The organism is Chryseobacterium sp. A321 (genome assembly GCF_054489265.1).
In genome coordinates, this window is record NZ_JBTMWZ010000001.1 from 30,140 (window position 1) to 51,014 (window position 20,875).

The window sequence follows — 20,875 nt, forward strand, 5'->3', positions numbered from 1 at the left end:
ACTTATGACAAAACGTCTTGCAAATCAGCATTTTTTTCAATAGTCGCTTTTGCATAAGGACATAATGGAATTACTTTTACTCCTTTTTCTCTTGCGAAGTTTACACCTGCTACCACAAGTTGCTTGGCAAGACCTTTCCCGCCAAATTTGGTATCCACTTCGGTATGGTCAATAATAAATTTATCAGTACCTGCCCACGTGTAGGTCATCTCTCCTGCTCTCTCACCTTCGTAAAAGATTTTGAAAATGCCATTTTTTTCATTGTTTTGATGTTTGATTTCTACCATTGTAATAAGTTTTTGAATTTATATTTGAATTAATTTATCGGTTCTTTAAAATCGACTTGGGCAGCGGCACATGGTCCCCATCGTCTCCCACCACGGAAGGAAACGCCTCCTTGTTCTGCTCATGCCAATCCACTTTTGCCTGGTCAATGACCGCTTTGTCTGAGTTCACAAAATTCCAAAAAATGTATCTCTCTTCTGGAAAGGGTTCTCCTCCAAAAAGAAGGACGATCGTACCCGGCTCCATTTCAAATTCACAAAGGGTCGCATTTTTGGCAATGATGAGCTGCTTCGTGCCCATTTGCTGGGAATCTAGATGAACACTGCCTTCTACGACATACATCCCTACTTCCCCAAACAACTGCTCTCCGATATCAATATTGACTTTCTCTTTGGATTTGATTTCAAGAAAGTACAGTGGGCTATACACAGGAACTGGAGATTTCCGTCCAAACGCATCTCCTGCAATCAATTTAAAATCGGCACCGTCTTGTGTCCATGAAGGAATCTCACTCGCTACCGTATGGCTGAATTCGGGCTGCATTTGTTCCTTGTCTTTTGGAAGCCCAACCCAGATCTGAAACCCATGTAACTTCTTCTCGGAATGCCTTAAGTATTCCGGTGTACGCTCGGAATGAACCACACCTTTCCCTGCAGTCATCCAATTGACAGCACCCGGAGTAATTTCCATATCACTTCCCAAACTATCGCGATGCAGAATAGAGCCCTCCATTAAATACGTTAATGTGGAGAGTCCAATATGAGGATGCGGACCTACGTCAAGATTTTGGTATTCACTCAAATTAGCTGGTCCCATATGATCAATAAACACAAAGGGGCCAACGGCTCGCTTCTCCCGAAAGGGCAAAAGCCTGCCCACTAAAAAATTACCAATATCGGCTGCTTTTTCTTCTATTATAAGTCCAATGTTTGACATGATATTCAATTTTTTAAATTAAAGTTTAACGTAGAAAACCCGACACAATCTTTTTCAAATCCCATTTACCGCAACTAAGATACTAATTACCCAATGCACTAATGGGAAAAAATATTAAGCGAGGTTCACTCGACGCTTAAATTCCGGAATCACTTGTGTAGCAAAGAGTTCAATGGATTTTAGAGTGAGTTCATGCGGTACAAACCCCAAAGAAGCCTGCGCAAAGAATCTCGTAAAGCCAAACAATTGGTATTCATAGACCAATTTGTCCACTACTTTCTCTACACTTCCTACCATCAAGGATCCTTGATCACTTCGCATAAACTCAAATTGCTCTCGGCTCATGGGTTGCCAACCTCTTGATTTCCCGACACGATCCATCATCTGTGCATAATAAGGAAAAAATTCCTTAGCAATCTTTTCATCGTCCTCGCCTATAAAGACGTGGTTGTTGATACCTACTTGCAAATCCTCCGCCTTAGTTCCACTTTCCAGTGCAGATTTTTTGTAATAATCCACGAACGGAACAAAGTTTTGTGGCATTCCACCAATAATGGCTAGCATCAAAGGCAGTTTTAATTTCGCTGCTCGCAGGGCAGAACTCGGGGTACCGCCAGCCGCAATCCAAATCGGAATCTCACCTTTTAAAGCTCTAGGGTAAACGCCTAAATTCGAAAGACTGTTTCGCTGCGTTCCACTCCAAGTCACCATAGGACTTTGATTAATCTTTAGTAATAAATCTAGTTTTTCTTCAAAAAGCTCATTATAGTTTGCAAGATCATATCCAAAGAGTGGAAAACTCTCTGTGAAAGACCCTCTGCCTGCCATTATTTCAGCTCGACCTCCCGAAATTAGATCGAGCGTCGCAAATTGCTGGTACACTCGAACAGGATCCTCTGAACTGAGAACCGTCACTCCGCTTGATAGTTTAATCTTGGAGGTTAGCGCCGCACCTGCAGCCAACACTGTGGTCGGAGAAGAGACCGCATAATCCTCGCGATGATGTTCACCCAGACCAAATACATCAATGCCTAACTTATCGGCAAGGACGATTTCCTCGAGCAAGTTTTGAATTCGTTGGTGTGAATTTTCTCCGCCATTAGGACTGGATTCGGGCTTTACATCTGCAAAGGTCATTAGACCAAATTCTACTGTCTTCATAAGGATGGATTTTCTATTATTTCAAATGTTAAACTAGCGAACTGCTCTTTCCACTTTTGGACTCCCCCAGAAGGAACACTTTCGACTACTCAAAAATAGGCAATATGGAATAGAATATGCTTGATCTAAGATAAGAAGGAACTCTCCAAGAAAATACGGGGCGATACATCCTTCTGCTAGGTTATATTGAAAATCTCCACTTGCACACCTCTTCTAATACTCTGAAAACGAACACATCTATGCCCAAATAAACAAAAAACGTTCCGCTTCAAAAAGCGGAACGTGTAAAATTTAGATTAAATGAAGCTTACTTATCCGTAGGTTTTGGAGCCCACTTATCGTACGGTGTCATATCAAACGAATCCACCTCTTCCATTGTAAGACCTAAGGCATTTGCAACACCCGTACCGTATTCAGGGTCTGCTTTGTAACAGTTACGAATGTGACGTATCTGGATAAACTTCTCTGCACCACCCACTTGAGCTGCCGTGTTACTAAAGAGAACCTCGGCTTTGCCGTCTGCCTTAATAATCCGGAACAGATCTCCAGGCTGTGTATAGTAATCCTCATCGTCGTCTCTGAAGTTGTGTGCATACGCATCTCCACTTAACTCTAAAGGGGGTTCTTTTGCAGAAGGATCTTCCTGCCACTCCCCGTAACTATTCGGGTTGTAATGAAGTGCGGATCCATAATTCCCGTCTACACGCATGGCCCCATCGCGATGAAATGCATGGTATGGACATTTGGGTTTATTTACAGGAATTTGGTAATGGTTTACACCTAAACGATAGCGCTGCGCATCTCCATAGGAAAAGAGTCGACCTTGCAGCATTTTGTCTGGGGAGAATCCAATTCCAGGAACAATATTGGTTGGATTAAATGCCGCTTGTTCCACATCTTGAAAATAGTTCTCTGGGTTGCGGTTTAACTCAAATTCTCCGACCGGAATTAGAGGAAAGTCTTTTTTCGACCATACTTTGGTTAAATCGAACGGGTGAAAACGATATGTTTTCGCTTCTTCTTCGGACATGATCTGAACAAACAATTTCCATTTGGGAAAATCACCACGGTCAATCGCTTCAAGCAAATCTCTTTGAGAAGATTCACGGTCATTCCCAATTAGGTTTGCAGACTCCTGATCCGTTAGGTTTTCAATTCCCTGTTGCGTACGGAAATGGAACTTAACCCAATGTCTTACATTGTCTTTATTGATGAAGCTATAGGTATGACTACCAAATCCGTGCATGTGTCTAAATCCATTGGGAATTCCACGATCACTCATTACGATGGTTACCTGGTGAAGTGACTCTGGAAGTAAAGTCCAGAAATCCCAATTCGCATTGGCACTTCTCATGTTTGTTCTAGGGTCTCTCTTCACGGCATGATTCAAATCTGGAAATTTCATTGGATCCCGGAAAAAGAAGACAGGCGTGTTGTTTCCAACCAAATCCCAAATTCCTTCGTCTGTGTAAAATTTAAGAGCAAATCCACGAATATCACGCTCGGCATCCGCTGCGCCTCTTTCTCCTGCCACGGTGGAGAAACGAGCAAACATATCTGTTTTCTTACCTATCTCACCGAAAATACTGGCTTTTGAATACTCAGAAATATCATGGGTTACGGTAAAGGTACCAAAGGCACCCGACCCTTTTGCGTGCATCCTTCTTTCCGGAATTACTTCGCGGTCAAAGTTGGCCATCTTTTCTAAAAACCAATAATCCTGCATGAGCATCGGTCCTCTTGGTCCAGCCGTCATTACATTTTGGTTGTCGGGTACGGGTGCACCGGTCTGTCGCGTGAGTTTTTTGTTCTTGTCTTCCATAATCATTCTATTTAAATTTAAGTAAAGGTAATTAGATATATCATATCAAAGCACGACATCGCAATTGATAGAATCAATATTAGCAACATTGAATTTGCTATTAAAAGTATGGAAAATTTACCAAATGGACACGAGGTTCCTTGTTTTAACTATTCCGTTCGAAGATTATTCCCGTCGAGAATATGCAGACGCCTAAATACGCTCCCCATGATCACCGTTAATAGTCCCACAAATAAGAAGGTATAGCGAAAGGCTAGATGAATGTTTTCCCCATCTTCACTTACATTTTTCTGAAAAAAGCGAAGCACCAACAGTCCAAAGGCAATCCCAAATCCGATTGCAAGTTGTTGGTTTACGGCTAAGAGCGAATTTCCACTACTTGTATGACTTTCCCTTAAATCGGCTAAAGAAATGGTGCTCATCGAGGTGAATTGAATGGAATTAAAGAATCCTAGCAAGGCCAACAGGGGAATAAACCAGTAAATCGAATCCGTAATAGAAGGAATCGCTAGCGCCATAATTAAGACTCCGATAATGATTGTATTGATACGAAGGGTTTTACGATAGCCCAATTTATTTAAGATTCGAAGTACGGCAGATTTTCCAAACATGGCCGTTAGAGCCATCGGTGCAATAATCCACCCCGAAACCACTGCGCTCTCCCCGTAGGCAATCTGCACGAGCAAGGGAACCAACAAGGGAATCGCACTAATTCCCAATCGAGTAGCAAGATTTCCTACCACGCCAACGCGAAATGTCCGTATTTGAAAAAGATCCATAGGAAAGATAGGATCAGGCGTCTTTATTGCATGCTTATAGTAAAAATAAAACATCAAAAACCCGAGAATGACAATCAGTAACACGGGCGTAATGTTTTGAAGGGTTCCAAACAGTTCTAGGGAAATGGACAAAAGCAGGGAGGCTGCACCAAAGATCAAAAAGCCTTTAAGATCAAAATGACCTCCCACGCTTTTAAAATCAGGCATGTATTTAAGCCCAAGTATCACCCCTAGCACTCCGATAGGAATGTTAATTAGAAAGATCCAATGCCAGGACAAATAATCCACGAAATACCCACCCACGAGTGGACCTAGAATTGGACCAATTAAGGCTGGAATAACGGCATAGTTTAAAGCCTTGAGTAACTCATTCTTTTCAAAGGTTTTAATTAGAGCAAGGCGTCCCACAGGCGTCATTAACGAACCCCCTAATCCTTGTACAATTCTTGAGATGACCAATTGGTTCAACGATTGGGAAACAGCACAAAACACCGACCCCAATGCAAACAGAACAATGGCAAATACAAAAACCTTTCGGGTTCCAAAACGATCCGCCAAATACCCACTCACAGGCATGAAGATCGCTAAGGTTAAGACATAACTAATAATCGCATTTTGCATATGCAAAGGCGATTCATTTAGATCTATCGCAATTGAGTTTAGCGATGTATTTAGAATGGTAGAATCCAGCATCTGCATAAAAATCGCAGTGGCAAGTATAAAAGGAAGTACCTTCTTCGTGGTCGGTGTGACCCTATCCAATGTGGGCATACTCGTTAGATATCAAAAATCGAACCTTTTCAAATCCACTTCAAATGAGAGTGCGCTTTCTTTGTCTATATGGTCAAATAACTGCTTTGCATAGAAATTTCCATTTAAAACTCCTCGGGCTCCCAGTCCATTGAGTACAAACAAAGCCGCATGTTCTTTGTGTCCTCCAAGAATTGGTCTACGGTCCTTTACGGTGGGACGAAATCCGAAATGAGGATCTACAGATAGAATGGAACCTTCATAGAATTCAGATAGCCCATTGGTGAGCTGCTCAATTGCGGTTGGTTCAACTTCTAAACTCTCAGAATGCCGATCGTAGGTTCCACCATAATAAAAGCGGTTCTTCTCCGATAAAAATAAAAAATGCTTCTTTTTGACCACCACAGATAGAGATTCCAAGTCTTTCAGCTCAACATTGATCTGGTGACCTTTGTTGGGATTCACAGGAATCTGCTTAAAATAAGGGTTTTCTTTCACTCCCATCCCTTCCGCAAAGACGACATATTTGTACGGTATATCCCGATAAGTCCTCTTTTCTGGATTTAGCCTCTCATAGTCAAACCGCTCTTCAAGCAGTGCATTCTTATCTTGTAAAACCTTTCTTAAATCTGAGAAAAAGGCCTCCACCCTAATGCGACCAGAATGGTTTACCTTTCCCACTCCGAAAGGATTTAAAAGCCCATCGAGTGTACTGAAATCAAGGCTTAGAAAGGGAGCAAGAAGCGGATCAAGCGCCTTACGCTCCCATAGCTCTCTCTCTTTCTGGTCGTGAAAGATTCGAGAAATGGGCTCGTCGACAAAGTAATTAACCCCAGTGTAGGTTTCCATCTCCTCAAGGGTTTGATGAAGCGCCTCAATTTGCTCCATCGCCCGATCAAAGGTGGTAAACTTTTTCAATACGACTGGATTCACAATTCCAGCTGAAATATGCGAGGCACTTTTTTTACCTTCTGAAAAAAGCAAAAAAGATTTTTCATGTTTCAAAAGTTGATGTGCAAAAAAGAGGGCTCCGTACCCATCTCCAACAATCAAATACTCAATTTCTTTCATAAGGATACTTTAATTTAGAAACAGCGACCTATAGGAGTTGCCTACGCTTGTTCTATAAATACAGAAAGCCACTCAAAACGGAGTGGCTTTTATTCTAGTTTAGTTTGCTTTTGAAAAGCAAACTAAAAAAAAACAGTCTTTATTCTACCGTTACAGATTTGGCTAAGTTTCGGGGTTGATCCACATTCGCCCCACGATAAACAGCTACATAATACGATAAAAGTTGAAGCGGTACCGCCGCTACAATTGGAGAGAAGCATTCCGAGGTTTCCGGAATTTCAATCACGTGGTCTGCTACGCTCGCTACTTGGACATCTCCTTTGTTAACCACTGCGATTACTTGTCCTTTTCTCGCTTTAATCTCTTGTACGTTGCTCACAATCTTGTCATAATGCCCTTTCTTAGGAGCAATTATTACAATCGGCATATTTTCGTCAATTAAGGCAATCGGACCGTGCTTCATCTCTGCAGCCGGATATCCTTCTGCATGGATATAGGATATTTCTTTCAGTTTAAGAGCTCCTTCCAAAGCGGAAGGGTAATTGTATCCACGACCTAAATAAAGGAAGTTAGTCGCATCGACATAACTCTTAGAAATTTCTTTCACATGGTCATGGGTAAGCTCAAGTACTTCTTCAATCTTCTTAGGAATTTGTTCCAATTCCGTAATAAGTCTCATGAATTCTTGGTTGCTTAAATTCCCATTATGTTTACCTAATTTAAGTGCAATTAGGGAAAGAACTGTAAGTTGAGCTGTAAAGGCTTTGGTTGATGCGACTCCAATCTCTGGACCTGCGTGGGTATAAGAACCAGCGTCCGTAATTCTTGCAATTGAAGAATCCACGACATTACAAATTCCATAGATGAAAGCACCTTTTTCTTTTGCAAGTTTTAAAGCCGCCATCGTATCGGCGGTTTCACCCGATTGTGAAATCGCGATCACCACGTCTTTTTCTGTAAGGATTGGATTTCGGTAACGGAATTCAGAGGCGTATTCTACTTCTACAGGAACGCGTGCAAACTCTTCGATCAAATACTCTCCTACCAGTCCGGCATGCCAGGAAGTTCCACAGGCAATAATTATAATTCGGTTGGCGTTGTTAAAACGCTCCACATGATCCCAAATTCCTGCCATTTTAATGATTCCTTCGTCTACAAGAAGACGTCCTCTCATGGTATCTTGAATCGATTTAGGCTGTTCAAAAATTTCTTTTAGCATGAAATGCTCATAACCTCCTTTCTCGATTTGCTCTAAGCTTAATTTAAGCTCTTGTACTGCAGGGTCGATAATAGAATTGTCTGCAATGCTTCTAATTTCTACTCCTTTCTCTAACGAAATGGTAGCCATATGGCCTTCTTCCAAATAAATGGCTTCTTTCGTAAACTCAATGAATGGAGAGGCGTCGGAAGCAATAAAAAATTCTTTTTCCCCTAGTCCGATCGCAAGAGGAGATCCTAGTCTCGCTACCACAAGTAATCCTGGATAATCGTCATGCATGACCGTAATTGCGTACGCTCCATACACTTCGTTTAATGCAAAACGAATCGAAGTCGCCAAATCGTACTCCTTGTTAATATCCATGAAGTATTGGATCAGGTTTACAAGCACTTCGGTATCGGTTTCGGAATGGAAAACAAATCCTTTTTCCGTTAGCATGGTACGCAGCGTATCGTAGTTTTCGATAATTCCGTTGTGAACCAGCGCTATTTTCCCATTGTTGGAAATATGCGGATGCGAATTCCGATCGCTCGGTACTCCATGGGTAGCCCAACGCGTATGTCCCATCCCTACATGAGCCTTTCCTTGCAATTCCGAAGAAATCGCAACCAGGTCATCTACTTTACCTTTGGTTTTGGCAATGTTAAAATCAGTTCCTATTCCGTCCAGTACAATTCCGGCACTGTCGTATCCTCTGTACTCTAATCGACGTAGACCGTTAATCACTACATCATAAGCATCTTGAAAGCCTGTATATCCTACAATTCCACACATAATAGATTCGGGTTATTTAGTTGAGTAAATAATATTTAATTGAGCACGCTTAGCACTAGAAGGATTGCTACCCACAAGGACCACACGGTAAGGGGTATACGCTCTTGAAGTGAAGGAGGGTCCTAAAAGACTCCCATTTGAATTGTTAATTTCATAATCACCAACCGCTAAGGAAATGTCCTGGACCTCGTCTGATTTTTCAATGATATCTTTCAAGGTTTGGGTAATGGTTAAGTCATAGTAAGCTGGATTTTTATCTAAATCCGTTGCTTTTACTAAATTAAACAAAGCTCCAAGTCCTGAAAATGCACTCACCTCCTTTAGAAAAGTGGAGAGATCGGCCTTCCCCGTACTAGGATTGTAATAACTAGCCGTAAACATATTGGGCTTCGTTAAGTCGTTATTCCAACTTGATACGTCCGTATAGAGTCTCACTTTAGCCGAGAGAATATTAATCTTGTTTTCTTTGTAAAGCTCGCGAATCTGAGAAAGACTTTCATTGCTTAATCTAATTCCTACATTGGCGCCTCCCATACCTTGAGGGTATAGCAGAGGATCTCCAGTTTGGATATTAGGAGAAGAAGTCCCATTGTATGCTAGTGAGGGAGTTCCCGCGCGGTCCGCTTCAATTAGGTTAAACCTTGCGTTCTCTGTACCCAAAGCGAGAGGGAAAGTCGTTTTGCGACGCTCTGTCTTCCCATCAGTCGTGAGTTCGTTACTGTAATAGATAATGATCTGCGTTTCGGCAGGTGTAATGTTCATGATAAATCCAGTAGACTCCGCTACGGATAACTTAACCCCTTTAAAATAACGAATAAAGTTAGATGCATCGGAAAGTTCCGCTTGTCCTTCCTTCGCGAAAATTTTATTTGCAAAATACGTTTTATCCAAAGGCACTCGAATTCTTGCTTCTCTTTTGTATAGAGCCGAACCGTCCTCGTCTTTGGTTACATCAATTGCACTGACTGTACCTTTGATGGTCTTGGACCCAAGCAATGCTCCAGTTCCCACCGCTTTCCGAGAAGAAACTTTGTCACTACTAGCGCCTAAAAAGTCAGTGACCTCATGTACATTTAACGTCATCGTCGCACTTTCATCTCCATAAAGTCGGATAGGATAGGTGGAGACGACCCTTTTGGCCTTTACATTCCCTTCTGGGAAAATGTATTCTTCGTCTGTGGTGGTTTTTACCGAATCCACTGGAAATACGGGTCTAACCTCTAGCACAACCGAATCAATGACCGCATTCGTACCAAAACTTGGGTTGTAATTCGAAAGTCTTGCTTGCGTTACATAACTGGAACGCTGCATCCCGAATTGTCCTTCCTTAAATGCCCCAAGCGTCGCGCTTGTGATACGGGTGGCATCGGTTCTGATGGAATCTTGGTTGCTAATATTGTATGCGATTACGTCAAAAGACTTTGTAATTCCTTTGGCGGCTGTATCGTCAAAAAATTGCGAGCCTAAATCGTCGGCTTCGGCTTCACAGCTAAACAGTAAAAAACTTCCGGATAAAAATAATACAGAAGTTTTTAAGATACTCTTAATAGTTTCAGTCATTTATTAAGTTCAAATATTTTTAATATACTTTTTCAATGGATTCAGCCTCTACAAAATCAGCCTTGCTCGATTCTGAGGCTTGGTAAGCTTTGTCAAGGTCTCCTTCTAAAAATTCATCCCCTTTCACCACGACATCTGCAAAATCCATGCTATCTAATACAAATTTCTGACTCGTCGGTTCACTCACGACTGACAAATCCGGAATTTTATCGAATTCCAATACTTCTTTTATGGAAGAATTTAATTCTAATACTTCTTCATTATAGACTGAAATTACAATTTTAGTGTCTTTAAAATAATAATCGTCTTTGTAGAAATTTTTTAAATAGATGGGAATTAAAGAAGACATCCAACCGTTGATGTGGATCACATCGGGAACCCAGTTGAGTTTCTTGATCGTCTCAATGACTCCTCTTGCGAAAAACACAGCGCGTTCTCCATTGTCATCAAAGGGTACCCCTTCGTCGGTGCTGTAAAGCTGCTTTCTTTTGAAGTACTCTTCGTTGTCAATAAAATAAACTTGAAGTCTTTCCCCTGGCAAAGAAGCCACCTTGATAATGAGGGGCTGGTCAAGGTCGTTAATGATTACATTCATTCCTGACAAGCGAATGACTTCATGCAGTTGGAATTTCCTCTCACTGATTTGTCCAAAGCGTGGCATGAATACTCGCACATCATGTCCCTCTTGGTGCATTTTCAGCGCCATTTTGCTTACCGTGGCCGCCATGTTGCTATCCTCTTGATAAGGAAACATCTCGGTGGTCACGTATAAAATTTTCTGATTCGGCATAATTTCTTTCTCTTCTCTTTATGAGCTATAGTGTAGTGCAAAATTACAAAAATTTAAACGAAGTCTTAGATATTAACATTATTTATGATACTCCCATGGATAAATGTAATAATAGAGATTTTGGCGCTCCCTTTTTTTTTCTATTTTTGCCTTGAAACAATACGAAATTCTAATGGAAATACTTCGCAGTAAATCCGCTCTTCGAGCGTACATCGAACGGAATAAAGAAATGGGGAAACACATTGGGTTCGCCCCAACCATGGGAGCGCTTCACGAGGGACATTTGTCCTTATACAAAGCGGCGAGAGAAGAAAATGATTTGGTCGTAAGTTCCATTTTTGTAAACCCAACACAGTTTAACAACCCCAAAGATCTAGAAACCTACCCAAGAACCCTAGAGGCGGATCTAGCCCTCCTAGAGCAAAGCGGAAACGTAGATGCCGTATACCTACCGAAGGTGACGGACCTCTATCCGGACGGCCCAAAGAGCAAATCATATGATTTCGAAGGGCTCGAAAACAAAATGGAAGGAGAATTTAGACCGGGTCACTTCAATGGAGTGGGCACTGTAGTTGAAACTCTTTTCTCTCAAGTAAAACCCAACCGCGCTTATTTTGGAGAAAAAGATTACCAACAATTATCCATTATTCGAAGACTAGTCGAAACGAAAAATATACCTATCCAAATCATGGCGGTTCCAATTTTGCGTGAAAAAAGTGGACTCGCGATGAGCTCTCGCAATGAGCGTCTTTCTAAGGAAGATCGCATTGCGGCACAACTAATTCATGAAACCCTAGTGAAAGTGGACCAATGGTTTCGAGTGGTTTCCATCGAGGAAATCAATCAAAGAGTGGAAGAAATCTTCAAGAAAGCAAAGGGCTTTGATTTGGAATACTTTCGAATTGCGGACGAAGAAACATTAGAACCGACCGACTTTTTCTACAAAGATCGATCCTATCGCGCCTTTGTTGCCGTGAATCTTGGAGGTGTGCGCCTTATTGACAACATGCACCTCGCGTAAGAGACCATTCCTTTAAAAATATCAAAAGCCTTCCGTTAGGAAGGCTTTTGAACACCAAATCACAAAATATTAATATGAAAAAAATTCACTTTACCAGTAAATTTCGTGACCTGGCTGGGATTCGAACCCAGGACCCATACATTAAAAGTGTATTGCTCTACCAGCTGAGCTACCAGGTCTTAAGAAAACGACTTTAAACAAGTCTGAATTCAAAAGTGATTAGTCTGTGTGCCTGCGACTGGACTCGAACCAGCACATCCATAGGAAACCACCCCCTCAAGATGGCGTGTCTACCAATTTCACCACACAGGCAAAAAAAAACCCGTTAATACTACGGTTTTTTTTTGAAGTGACCTGGCTGGGATTCGAACCCAGGACCCATACATTAAAAGTGTATTGCTCTACCAGCTGAGCTACCAGGTCGGCCACTTGTACAAACAGATATGTGTCTGTTAAAAAGTGGTGCAAAGATAGAACTTTTTTTAAAAACTCAAAATTTTTTAAGACATTTGTATAAAATAAAAACATGATCATTTCACTAGCCGGATACATGGGAAGCGGCAAATCACACATTTCCAAATTATTGAGTGATAAAACCGGTTTTGAACGGGTCGATCTTGACAAAGAGATTGCTTCAGCGCAGGGCATGAGTGTGTCAGATATTTTTGAAAAAAAAGGCGAAATCTACTTCCGTAAACAAGAAAGACTCGTTTTAGAATCTCTTTTGAACGAGAAGCAAACCCCTTTCGTTTTAAGTTTGGGCGGAGGAACTCCTGCGTATTATGACAATATGAAACTCATTCGTGAGAAAACGAGAAGTTTTTTTCTGCAAGCCAGTATTACCACATTGTGCGAAAGGCTTCTTCGGGGACAAGATAAACGACCTCTCGTCGCTCGAATACCCAAGGAAGAACTTCCTGAATTCATCGCGAAGCATCTTTTCGAACGAAATGCCTTTTACTCACAATGTGAATTTACACTGAACACCAACGCAAAAGATCCCGAAGAAATCATAACGGAAATCCTTATTCGTCTAGATCTTCTTTAAAAAAATCTTGCCAATAGTCCTGCTCGCTCATATCATAGGATTTGTCTATCTCGTTTTCTGAGTCCAAGGAAGTGTAATCTTCAATCTCACGTCGGTCCTTCTTGGTAGGGCGGCCTTCGCCACGGGATCTGTAATAACTTTGCTCCATTTTTCGCAGTTGCAATTGGTCGTATTGCTTTTGCTCGGTCCTATCTTGCACATAAGAAGCCACTAATTTTGCCCCTACTCGACTTTTAGGCAGGTCAATTACCTTAATCTGATACTCAATTTGATTCTTTCTGACTTTAATTAGATCTCCAATTCTCACCTCTCTTGAGGCCTTAACCACATGATCTACAATCGATACCCTGTTTTTTTTGATTTCATCTGCGGCAATGGATCTCGTTTTATAGAATCTCACACTCCAAAGGAATTTATCTATTCGCATATTTTTTATACTTTTGCGTATCAAAATTAAGAAATTAAATGAGAAAGATTTTTATCTATATAGGCATTGTGGCAACGGCACTTGTTTCGTGCGACGACAATTACCAAGACCCCTACAAAATCAAAGAGGTAAAGAATTTGAGTACTCAAAATTCGAATGACGACAAGGCGATTGCGGAGTATATGGACACCCATTATTTGGATGGGCAAGGTAAGATCCAAGCTTTCGTAGCGACCACTCCAGACGACGATGGCAATAAAAAGCTATCAGAATTGCAACCCAAAACGCTTCCATCAGGAGTGATTGTGATCGTAAGAGAAGGAGCTCAACCTGTAACTGGAAAAGAAATCGGTACCACAGACGTGATAAGCATCATGCAAAGAACTTATGCTTTCCTCTCTGATGGAGAAGATGGCGCTGAATTCCATACGCCTTATCCTTTCGCCAACACAGTCGATGGTTCAGGGATTCCGGACAAAGACCCGGCATACTACTATGCGAAGCCTTCTGTACTTGAAGCCTCTGACAAAACAAAAGACTACTATGAAATCGAAGGATTCCAAGAAGGCCTAAAAGCTTTTAAAAGCTTTGCAAAGGAGGATTCTGAACTTTACAACCTACAAGGGGTAATTATCGTTCCTTCAAGAGCAGCCTTCGCAAGAGATAGCCATTTTCCTTACCTAGGACTTAACTGGAGAAACCGAAACTTCGTGTTCAATTTCCAGATCTACAATACAAGAGAAAGAGCCGCCAACGAAAAATAAGGGCCTCCATCTCACGCAGTAACAAGAGCAGTATTTTTAGGAAATACTGCTCTTGTTTTTTGCCCTCGGCTCTATTGCGATTAGCAAAACTAAAATAAAAACTCAGGAACCAACGAATAGAGCTCTAAATTGCCTTTGCAAAGTACTTTGTATCCAAACCTAAGCTCACCTTGAAAAAGCGCAAAAATGGTCATTTTAAACCCCTCTAGTCCGCTACTCACCTTTGAACTTTAGCCCTACCTATTCTAGTCGCCTTCCGAATCGCTTATTAGTTCCTACATTTATTCTTATCAACTATTTAGAAAAGGATAATTAAGGAAAGCTCTCTACGAACAACTGCCCTGGCTAGCAAAAAAAATGGGAACCGAAGTTCCCATTGAATTAATATTTTGAAGTTTCCTCTTTCACATTACTTAGAATGTCAGGGAAATAATGATCCGCTATATGCTCGAATTCATCGCCTCGCATAAACATGGTGGCATCCACATCGCTATACGATTTACGTCCTGCTGCTGCAATTAGTTCGTTGCAAGTACGAAGGGTGTTCTTATGGAAATGGTAAACACGCTCTGCCTTGTCCGTTACATCAAGTCCTTTAATTAGCATCTTGTCCTGCGTTGCAATCCCGGTTGGACAATTGTTTGTATTGCATCGTAAGGCTTGAATGCACCCCAAGGCAAACATAAATCCTCTCGCATTGTTACAAAGGTCTGCTCCTAGTGCTACAGCACGTAAAATATCTAAGGAAGTAAGAACTTTTCCACTCGCGATTACTTTCATCTTATCACGCACATTGAAATTTCTTAGGGTCTTATTGACAAAGATTAAGGAAGGCTCAAGAGGCATCCCTACTCCATCGGAGAATTCGGGAGGTGCGGCTCCGGTTCCACCTTCAGCTCCATCGACTGTAATAAAGTCAGGATAAATTTTAAGCACATTCATTTGCGCACAAATTTCTTCAAATTCTCTTGTGTCTCCGACGCAGAGTTTAAACCCAATCGGTTTTCCACCAGAAAGTTCGCGTAGCTGCTGCACAAATTTTAAAAGACCCGCAGCATCAGAAAAAGCAGAATGTGAGGGTGGAGAAATAATCGTTAACCCTGGGGTTACGTGTCTAATGCTTGCAATCTCCGGTGTATTTTTTACTCCGGGAAGAACTCCTCCGTGACCAGGTTTAGCCCCTTGAGACAATTTGATTTCAATCATCTTCACATTCTCCATCGCGGAGTAGTTTTTAAAAAGCTCAGGATTAAAGTTCCCCTCATCGTCACGGCATCCGAAGTATCCCGTTCCAATTTGCCAACAGAGGTCCCCACCTTCACGGTGATAAGGAGAGATTCCTCCTTCACCCGTATTGTGGTAAAACTGACCTTTTCTTGCTCCACGATTTAATGCTTTTTGAGCTCTGTCACTTAAAGATCCAAAACTCATGGCTGAAATATTAAACAAAGAAGCGGAATAAGGCTTCGCGCATTGATGGTTCCCAATTAAAGTTCTGGGCAAATCTTCCATCGGATGCTGTGCATAAATCGAATGTTTAATCCCTTCGTATTTTCTATGGTTAATCTCCAACTGAGTTCCAAAAGGTACGGTGTCACTAATGTTTTTAGCTCTTCTGTACGCAGAAGATCTTTGGTGTCTTGGAAAAGGCTTGCCATCGGTTTCACGTTCGATAAAATACTGTTGCATTTCGGGAGAAATGGACTCAAAAATATACCTAAAATAGCCTAAAACAGGGAAATTCCTTAAAATTGCATGTTTGGTCTGCATGGCATTGTAAATACCGAGGATATACAGCACACTTAGCAATATAGGAATCCATAAATAGGCACCAAGGGTAATTGAAATAATCCATGTGGCAACTACTACGACCGCTCCCCACCTCAAAAACTGATCTCTCATGTTGTGAAATTTTTGTCAAAATTAAGCATTAATTACGTCTGCTAAATTTAATAAAAATTTAACAATCCGTTCAATCCATTAGTGAAATCCCGAAATTCACAGAATCTAAATAGTCGAAACACAGTGAATATCTGCTTTTACCTTGTTTCTCTGAAGAAAAACAAGGTAATTGAAAAAATCTATTAAACACGATCTGTTTTATGAAAAAACCATAAACGGCGAAAACACCCCTAATAAGGCACTCTGCAGAAGTTTAAACTTGGGCTAAAAACGTTTCAAACAAAGCACTCGCATCCATTGTTCCGTTGGACTTTAATTCGCCCAAAGTCACATACTCGATTTCATTCACCTTTTTCGCATCGTACGGCTTAGATACACGTACATAATTTTCAGTGAATCCAAACATGAATCCCTCTTTGTTCTCATGTTCCCATAAAACTGGAAGAGTTTTGCCTTTCTGCGATTGGTAAAAGGCCATTTTCTTTTTTTCCGAAAGAATGCGAAGCATCTTGTTCCTTTTCTTCCTCTCCGCCACAGGCACAGCTCCCTGCATTCCTGCCGCTTCCGTATTTTCTCTCTCTGAGTACGTAAAGACATGAAGGTAGGAAATCGGAAGTGAATTTAAATATTCGTAGGTTTCCAAAAAATGTTCATGGGTTTCCCCTGGAAACCCGACAATGACATCGACCCCAATGGCAGCATCAGGTAAAACTTCTCTGATTTTTTCTATTCTCTCGCTATATAATTTTGTTAAATAGCGTCTTTTCATTTTCTTAAGAAGATCATCGCTCCCACTTTGAAGCGGAATGTGGAAATGTGGAACAAAACGAGCACTGTGTGCGACAAGCTCAATGCTTTGATCTTTTAACAGATTAGGCTCAATGGAGGAGATTCGAATTCTCTCAATTCCCTCGACCTCATTTAACCTTGTGATTAAATCCAAAAAGGTGTGCTCATGGGTTTTGTTTCCAAATTCACCTTTCCCATAATCTCCGATATTCACCCCTGTCAAAACGATTTCTTTAATACCCCTGGAGGCAATTTCTTTTGCGTTTAACACGATATTCTCGATAGTATCCGATCTAGAAATACCACGAGCTAGGGGGATGGTACAGTAAGTACATTTGTAATCACATCCGTCTTGCACTTTCAAAAAGGCCCGGGTACGGTCGCCGATCGAATAGCTACCAATAAAGAAATCAGCATCGCTAATCTCGCAAGAATGCACAATGCCTGCCTCTGAGGATTTCTGCAAATCTTCAATATAACTAGGAATGTTGAACTTTTCACTTGCACCTAGTACAAGATCCACTCCTTCTATATTCGAAATTTCTCCAGGTTTTAATTGCGCATAGCAGCCCACCACTACAACCAATCCCTCGGGGTTTGATTTAAGGGCTCGTTTCACATGAAATTTGCATTCTTTGTCTGCTGTCTCCGTGACGGAACAGGTATTAATGACATAAACATCCGCACTTTGATCAAAGCTCACTTTTTCATATCCCGCCTCAGAGAGTCCACGGGCAATAGTAGAGGTTTCTGCAAAATTTAATTTACAGCCAAGTGTATGATATGCAGCGGTTTTAAAGGTATTGTTGCTCATAATTACAGAATGCAAATTTACATAAATTATTTTACGACTCCCTCAACCTGATTTTTATCCTGTTTCATAGCTGCATCAAAAGTAGATGTGGACTAATATTTTTTTCTGATTTCACTACTTCCCAGGTAGCAAACCGGTGACGAATTTGATTGAGGGGCTCCTTGCGGGCTGTTGAGGTTACTAAAAAGCAGCTTAATGTGGGATTCTAAACGGGTGAATTCCTTTTGTGCATGAACAGAAAGAATAGAATTCGCATCGCAAAATGACAATTCATCCCATGCACATTGAAGTTCCCTAACCTTTTGCGCCTGGCGACTCAAATCCCATTTTTCCACTTCGGATTGAATTTTTTCTAGAGCCGCTACCCTCCCTTGATCAGGTGCGAATTGCTTATGAAGTTGTATCCCTTTCGAAAGGAGGGCAAGAAATTCCATTTTGAAGTGAAGGATAGGGTTCATTCTGCATTTTCCTACAAAGTTATCAATTCCTACATCATCCTCAAAAAACACAAGAAGAGTATTTCGCACCTACTCATAGTCCATCTTGTGCGACCCAATTCTTCTCATCTATTGCTAAATTAGACGAAGACTTTCTTTTCTACGCACGTAAAAAAGGTATCTTTGCCCGTCAAATAGTAAAGAAAGAGAGAAATGGATTTTAAAAATTTTCAGATGCCTTACAGCATCAACCCTAAGTATTCGAAAAAAGTCGCTTACTTTTCCATGGAATTTGCCATCGATCAGTCACTGAAAATATATTCGGGTGGACTTGGATTTTTAGCCGGTTCCCACATGCGAAGCGTATACAACCTTAAACAAGATGTGGTTGGAATTGGAATTCTGTGGAAGTTCGGGTACTATGACCAAGCTCGTAACCACGACCAAACCCTTCAGCCGACCTGGACAAGGAAAATGTATAGTTATTTAAAAGACACCGGAATTCAATTTCAGATTGATATTCACAGTGCCCCAGTTTGGGTAAAAGTATGGTACTTAGATCCTGAAATCTTCCATACAGCTCCCATGTTTTTGCTTTCCACGGACGTTCCTGAAAACGACCATTTGTCCAAAACCATTTGCCATAAACTTTACGATGCAAATGAGGCCACAAAACTAGCCCAATACATTTTACTTGGAAAAGGCGGTGCCAAGATGCTAGATATGATGAATCTCGAAAGAGAAGTCTATCATTTGAACGAGGCGCATGGATTACCTGCTGCGTTTTACTTGTTACGCAAGTACGGAGGAAATAGGGAAGCCGTCAAAGAAAAGTTAGTATTCACCACCCATACCCCAGAAGAAGCGGGCAATGAAAAGCACAGCTTAGAGATGTGCCATACAATGTCTTATTTCTCTGGATTTTCCAAAGAAGAAGTGAAAGCCATTGAAGGCTACGGGGACGAATCAATGTTCAACCACTCTCTATGCGCACTTAAAATGGCAAGAATGGCGAACGGAGTTTCGCAATTGCATGGACACGTTTCACGCGAAATGTGGGGTAAATACCCTGGAATATGTGAAATCAAATCCATCACGAATGCGCAAGAGTATACCTATTGGGCCGACAAACCACTTTATGCGGCAAAAGACCAGAACGACTCGCTGGCCTTTGATGAACGAAAATCTTACCTTAAATCGAGACTCTTCGATACAGTCGCAGACCAGTGCGGAAAACTTTTCGACCCGAAAGTCTTTACCATTGTATGGGCAAGACGATTTGCAGGGTACAAAAGACCTGATTTGTTACTTCATGACAAGGCTAGATTTGAAAAATTATTAAACCATCCTGAGTTTCCCGTTCAAATCATCTGGGCAGGTAAACCATATCCTATGGATTACTCAGCAATTTCCACATTCAATCACTTAGTGGAACAGAGCACTCACCATAAAAACATGGCCGTATTAACGGGCTATGAACTTTCACTTAGCCGACTTTTAAAGCAAGGATCAGATCTTTGGTTAAACAACCCAAGGGTCCCTCGCGAAGCGAGTGGAACCTCAGGAATGACTGCCTCTATGAATGGATCTGTGAATTTATCCACGGACGACGGTTGGATTCCTGAATTTGCAATCTCAGGAGAAAATGCTTTTGTAGCTCCCCAAGCGAACTACGAAACTATGAGTGTTTATGACCAGGATCAATACGACCTCAATTCCCTTTACGATTTATTGGAAAATGAAATTCTTCCTGCTTATTACACGCAAAAAGAAAATTGGAGAGCCCTAACTTACACAGCAATGGATCAGGTGAAAACCAAATTTGGAAGCGACCGTATGGCAGACGAATACTATTCAATGCTTTACAAAAACTCTTAACATAAAGGATATCAAAAGTAAAGATCGACAGGCTAGTGCTTGTCGATCTTTTTTATAGTTTTCTTTTTTAATTTCCTAATTATCCGAGAGGTTTTTGCACTCCTATTTCGTATACGTTCGCCTGTTTTAAATACTTAGAACGTTCGCGAGAAGTTACGGATTCGAATTCACCCCGGTAAAGAACTATAATAGGATCCTCAGCTATTTCCACCTCTCCATTGGACATATACTTCTCCTCGGGACTGTTGTGGTCCATTTGATTCGACTTGAATTTCTGCAATTCATCTGCGTACTCTCTAAATCCAGGATTGGCAGAATGAATAAATTGATAGTCAGGTCCTGCATCCACTTTAAAATGAGATTTATCTCGCATTAAACCCGCTTCATCTGTAATCTCTGGATTGTCATTTCCATCTCTAAAACCAACTTCTACGACTTCTCCTCCTTTTTCCTGTGCAAAAACCTTTGCATCCTCAAACGAAGCAAAACCAGTGAAAATAGTTTTATTCTCTAGGGTATATTCTCTTAATTTTTGACTTTCTGAACTTAACTTTTTCATAACAACGATTTTGCAATTATATACTCAGAATAGCACCAATTCCTTTGCCAAGCGACACAAATCTTAAAATCTTAAAATCTTTCTAGGAA

At 41.1% G+C, this 20,875-nt stretch carries 18 protein-coding genes and 3 tRNA genes; 4 read left to right on the forward strand and 17 right to left on the reverse strand.

All coding sequences use genetic code 11. From position 1 onward, the window contains the following. Positions 1–2 precede the first annotated feature (2 nt). The 9 genes from ACX3PZ_RS00145 to ACX3PZ_RS00185 form a co-directional block, all read right to left on the reverse strand. Positions 3–287 (reverse strand): GNAT family N-acetyltransferase, encoded by a 285-nt coding sequence (locus ACX3PZ_RS00145; RefSeq protein WP_459084581.1) that lies wholly within the window; start codon positions 285–287, stop codon positions 3–5. Positions 288–321: 34 nt separating this feature from the next. After that, positions 322–1,221 (reverse strand): pirin family protein, encoded by a 900-nt coding sequence (locus tag ACX3PZ_RS00150; protein WP_459084580.1) that lies wholly within the window; start codon positions 1,219–1,221, stop codon positions 322–324. Between the two features lie 114 nt (positions 1,222–1,335). Next, positions 1,336–2,382, reverse strand: coding sequence for an LLM class flavin-dependent oxidoreductase (locus ACX3PZ_RS00155; protein ID WP_459111741.1), 1,047 nt, complete (start codon positions 2,380–2,382; stop codon positions 1,336–1,338). A 307-nt stretch (positions 2,383–2,689) separates the two neighbouring features. Next, the gene (locus ACX3PZ_RS00160; RefSeq protein WP_459084577.1) at positions 2,690–4,204 is read right to left on the reverse strand and encodes a catalase; all 1,515 of its coding nucleotides are present in this window, start codon (positions 4,202–4,204) and stop codon (positions 2,690–2,692) included. 149 nt (positions 4,205–4,353) lie between these two features. After that, positions 4,354–5,754 (reverse strand): MFS transporter, encoded by a 1,401-nt coding sequence (locus tag ACX3PZ_RS00165; protein WP_459084575.1) that lies wholly within the window; start codon positions 5,752–5,754, stop codon positions 4,354–4,356. Positions 5,755–5,766: 12 nt separating this feature from the next. Next, positions 5,767–6,804, reverse strand: a complete 1,038-nt coding sequence (locus ACX3PZ_RS00170; protein ID WP_459084574.1) for an NAD(P)/FAD-dependent oxidoreductase — start codon at positions 6,802–6,804, stop codon at positions 5,767–5,769. 139 nt (positions 6,805–6,943) lie between these two features. Next, the gene (glmS, locus tag ACX3PZ_RS00175; RefSeq protein WP_459084573.1) at positions 6,944–8,797 is read right to left on the reverse strand and encodes a glutamine--fructose-6-phosphate transaminase (isomerizing); all 1,854 of its coding nucleotides are present in this window, start codon (positions 8,795–8,797) and stop codon (positions 6,944–6,946) included. A 12-nt stretch (positions 8,798–8,809) separates the two neighbouring features. After that, positions 8,810–10,357: a DUF4270 domain-containing protein gene (locus ACX3PZ_RS00180; RefSeq protein WP_459084572.1), complete on the reverse strand. Its 1,548-nt coding sequence runs from the start codon at positions 10,355–10,357 to the stop codon at positions 8,810–8,812. Between the two features lie 19 nt (positions 10,358–10,376). Continuing rightward, positions 10,377–11,147 (reverse strand): glycogen/starch synthase, encoded by a 771-nt coding sequence (locus ACX3PZ_RS00185; RefSeq protein ID WP_459084571.1) that lies wholly within the window; start codon positions 11,145–11,147, stop codon positions 10,377–10,379. 172 nt (positions 11,148–11,319) lie between these two features. Between ACX3PZ_RS00185 and panC the strand changes: the two genes are divergently transcribed. After that, positions 11,320–12,168, forward strand: a complete 849-nt coding sequence (panC, locus tag ACX3PZ_RS00190) for a pantoate--beta-alanine ligase (protein WP_459084569.1) — start codon at positions 11,320–11,322, stop codon at positions 12,166–12,168. A gap of 106 nt (positions 12,169–12,274) precedes the next feature. Here the strand turns inward: panC and ACX3PZ_RS00195 are convergent. The 3 genes from ACX3PZ_RS00195 to ACX3PZ_RS00205 form a co-directional block, all read right to left on the reverse strand. Continuing rightward, positions 12,275–12,347, reverse strand: a tRNA-Lys gene (locus tag ACX3PZ_RS00195). A gap of 50 nt (positions 12,348–12,397) precedes the next feature. Then, positions 12,398–12,480, reverse strand: a tRNA-Leu gene (locus ACX3PZ_RS00200). 38 nt (positions 12,481–12,518) lie between these two features. After that, positions 12,519–12,591 (reverse strand) — tRNA-Lys (locus ACX3PZ_RS00205). A 103-nt stretch (positions 12,592–12,694) separates the two neighbouring features. On the opposite strand from ACX3PZ_RS00205, the gene ACX3PZ_RS00210 reads away from it, so the two are divergent. Next, complete coding sequence (locus ACX3PZ_RS00210) at positions 12,695–13,216, forward strand: shikimate kinase (RefSeq protein WP_459084568.1); 522 nt, start codon at positions 12,695–12,697, stop codon at positions 13,214–13,216. On the opposite strand, the gene ACX3PZ_RS00215 is transcribed toward ACX3PZ_RS00210, so the two are convergent. Next, complete coding sequence (locus ACX3PZ_RS00215) at positions 13,194–13,643, reverse strand: RNA-binding S4 domain-containing protein (RefSeq protein ID WP_459084566.1); 450 nt, start codon at positions 13,641–13,643, stop codon at positions 13,194–13,196. The two genes, ACX3PZ_RS00210 and ACX3PZ_RS00215, sit on opposite strands and share 23 nt — an antisense overlap. A gap of 38 nt (positions 13,644–13,681) precedes the next feature. On the opposite strand from ACX3PZ_RS00215, the gene ACX3PZ_RS00220 reads away from it, so the two are divergent. Next, entirely contained in the window at positions 13,682–14,407 is a 726-nt protein-coding gene (locus ACX3PZ_RS00220) for a hypothetical protein (protein WP_459084564.1), read from the forward strand. A gap of 381 nt (positions 14,408–14,788) precedes the next feature. Here the strand turns inward: ACX3PZ_RS00220 and ACX3PZ_RS00225 are convergent, their stop codons facing one another. The 3 genes from ACX3PZ_RS00225 to ACX3PZ_RS00235 all read right to left on the reverse strand — a co-directional run bounded on the left by ACX3PZ_RS00225 (position 14,789) and on the right by ACX3PZ_RS00235 (position 18,439). Next, positions 14,789–16,309 (reverse strand): FMN-binding glutamate synthase family protein, encoded by a 1,521-nt coding sequence (locus tag ACX3PZ_RS00225; RefSeq protein ID WP_459084563.1) that lies wholly within the window; start codon positions 16,307–16,309, stop codon positions 14,789–14,791. A gap of 253 nt (positions 16,310–16,562) precedes the next feature. Continuing rightward, positions 16,563–17,912: a tRNA (N(6)-L-threonylcarbamoyladenosine(37)-C(2))-methylthiotransferase MtaB gene (gene mtaB, locus ACX3PZ_RS00230; RefSeq protein WP_459084562.1), complete on the reverse strand. Its 1,350-nt coding sequence runs from the start codon at positions 17,910–17,912 to the stop codon at positions 16,563–16,565. 92 nt (positions 17,913–18,004) lie between these two features. Next, positions 18,005–18,439: a hypothetical protein gene (locus ACX3PZ_RS00235; protein WP_459084561.1), complete on the reverse strand. Its 435-nt coding sequence runs from the start codon at positions 18,437–18,439 to the stop codon at positions 18,005–18,007. A 123-nt stretch (positions 18,440–18,562) separates the two neighbouring features. Here ACX3PZ_RS00235 and glgP point away from each other — a divergent pair, with 123 nt between their 5' ends. Beyond that, the gene (gene glgP / locus ACX3PZ_RS00240; RefSeq protein WP_459084560.1) at positions 18,563–20,227 is read left to right on the forward strand and encodes an alpha-glucan family phosphorylase; all 1,665 of its coding nucleotides are present in this window, start codon (positions 18,563–18,565) and stop codon (positions 20,225–20,227) included. A gap of 79 nt (positions 20,228–20,306) precedes the next feature. Here the strand turns inward: glgP and ACX3PZ_RS00245 are convergent, their stop codons facing one another. Next, positions 20,307–20,786: a hypothetical protein gene (locus tag ACX3PZ_RS00245; protein ID WP_459084559.1), complete on the reverse strand. Its 480-nt coding sequence runs from the start codon at positions 20,784–20,786 to the stop codon at positions 20,307–20,309. Between the last annotated feature and the right edge of the window lie 89 nt (positions 20,787–20,875).

Coding starts and splice junctions, on each gene's coding strand:
- ACX3PZ_RS00145 (WP_459084581.1), bottom strand. CDS start 287: ATGGTAGAAATCAAACATCAAAACAATGAAAAAAATGGCATTTTCAAA.
- ACX3PZ_RS00150 (WP_459084580.1), bottom strand. CDS start 1,221: ATGTCAAACATTGGACTTATAATAGAAGAAAAAGCAGCCGATATTGGT.
- ACX3PZ_RS00155 (WP_459111741.1), bottom strand. CDS start 2,382: ATGAAGACAGTAGAATTTGGTCTAATGACCTTTGCAGATGTAAAGCCC.
- ACX3PZ_RS00160 (WP_459084577.1), bottom strand. CDS start 4,204: ATGGAAGACAAGAACAAAAAACTCACGCGACAGACCGGTGCACCCGTA.
- ACX3PZ_RS00165 (WP_459084575.1), bottom strand. CDS start 5,754: ATGCCCACATTGGATAGGGTCACACCGACCACGAAGAAGGTACTTCCT.
- ACX3PZ_RS00170 (WP_459084574.1), bottom strand. CDS start 6,804: ATGAAAGAAATTGAGTATTTGATTGTTGGAGATGGGTACGGAGCCCTC.
- glmS (WP_459084573.1), bottom strand. CDS start 8,797: ATGTGTGGAATTGTAGGATATACAGGCTTTCAAGATGCTTATGATGTA.
- ACX3PZ_RS00180 (WP_459084572.1), bottom strand. CDS start 10,357: ATGACTGAAACTATTAAGAGTATCTTAAAAACTTCTGTATTATTTTTA.
- ACX3PZ_RS00185 (WP_459084571.1), bottom strand. CDS start 11,147: ATGCCGAATCAGAAAATTTTATACGTGACCACCGAGATGTTTCCTTAT.
- panC (WP_459084569.1), top strand. CDS start 11,320: ATGGAAATACTTCGCAGTAAATCCGCTCTTCGAGCGTACATCGAACGG.
- ACX3PZ_RS00210 (WP_459084568.1), top strand. CDS start 12,695: ATGATCATTTCACTAGCCGGATACATGGGAAGCGGCAAATCACACATT.
- ACX3PZ_RS00215 (WP_459084566.1), bottom strand. CDS start 13,643: ATGCGAATAGATAAATTCCTTTGGAGTGTGAGATTCTATAAAACGAGA.
- ACX3PZ_RS00220 (WP_459084564.1), top strand. CDS start 13,682: ATGAGAAAGATTTTTATCTATATAGGCATTGTGGCAACGGCACTTGTT.
- ACX3PZ_RS00225 (WP_459084563.1), bottom strand. CDS start 16,309: ATGAGAGATCAGTTTTTGAGGTGGGGAGCGGTCGTAGTAGTTGCCACA.
- mtaB (WP_459084562.1), bottom strand. CDS start 17,912: ATGAGCAACAATACCTTTAAAACCGCTGCATATCATACACTTGGCTGT.
- glgP (WP_459084560.1), top strand. CDS start 18,563: ATGGATTTTAAAAATTTTCAGATGCCTTACAGCATCAACCCTAAGTAT.
- ACX3PZ_RS00245 (WP_459084559.1), bottom strand. CDS start 20,786: ATGAAAAAGTTAAGTTCAGAAAGTCAAAAATTAAGAGAATATACCCTA.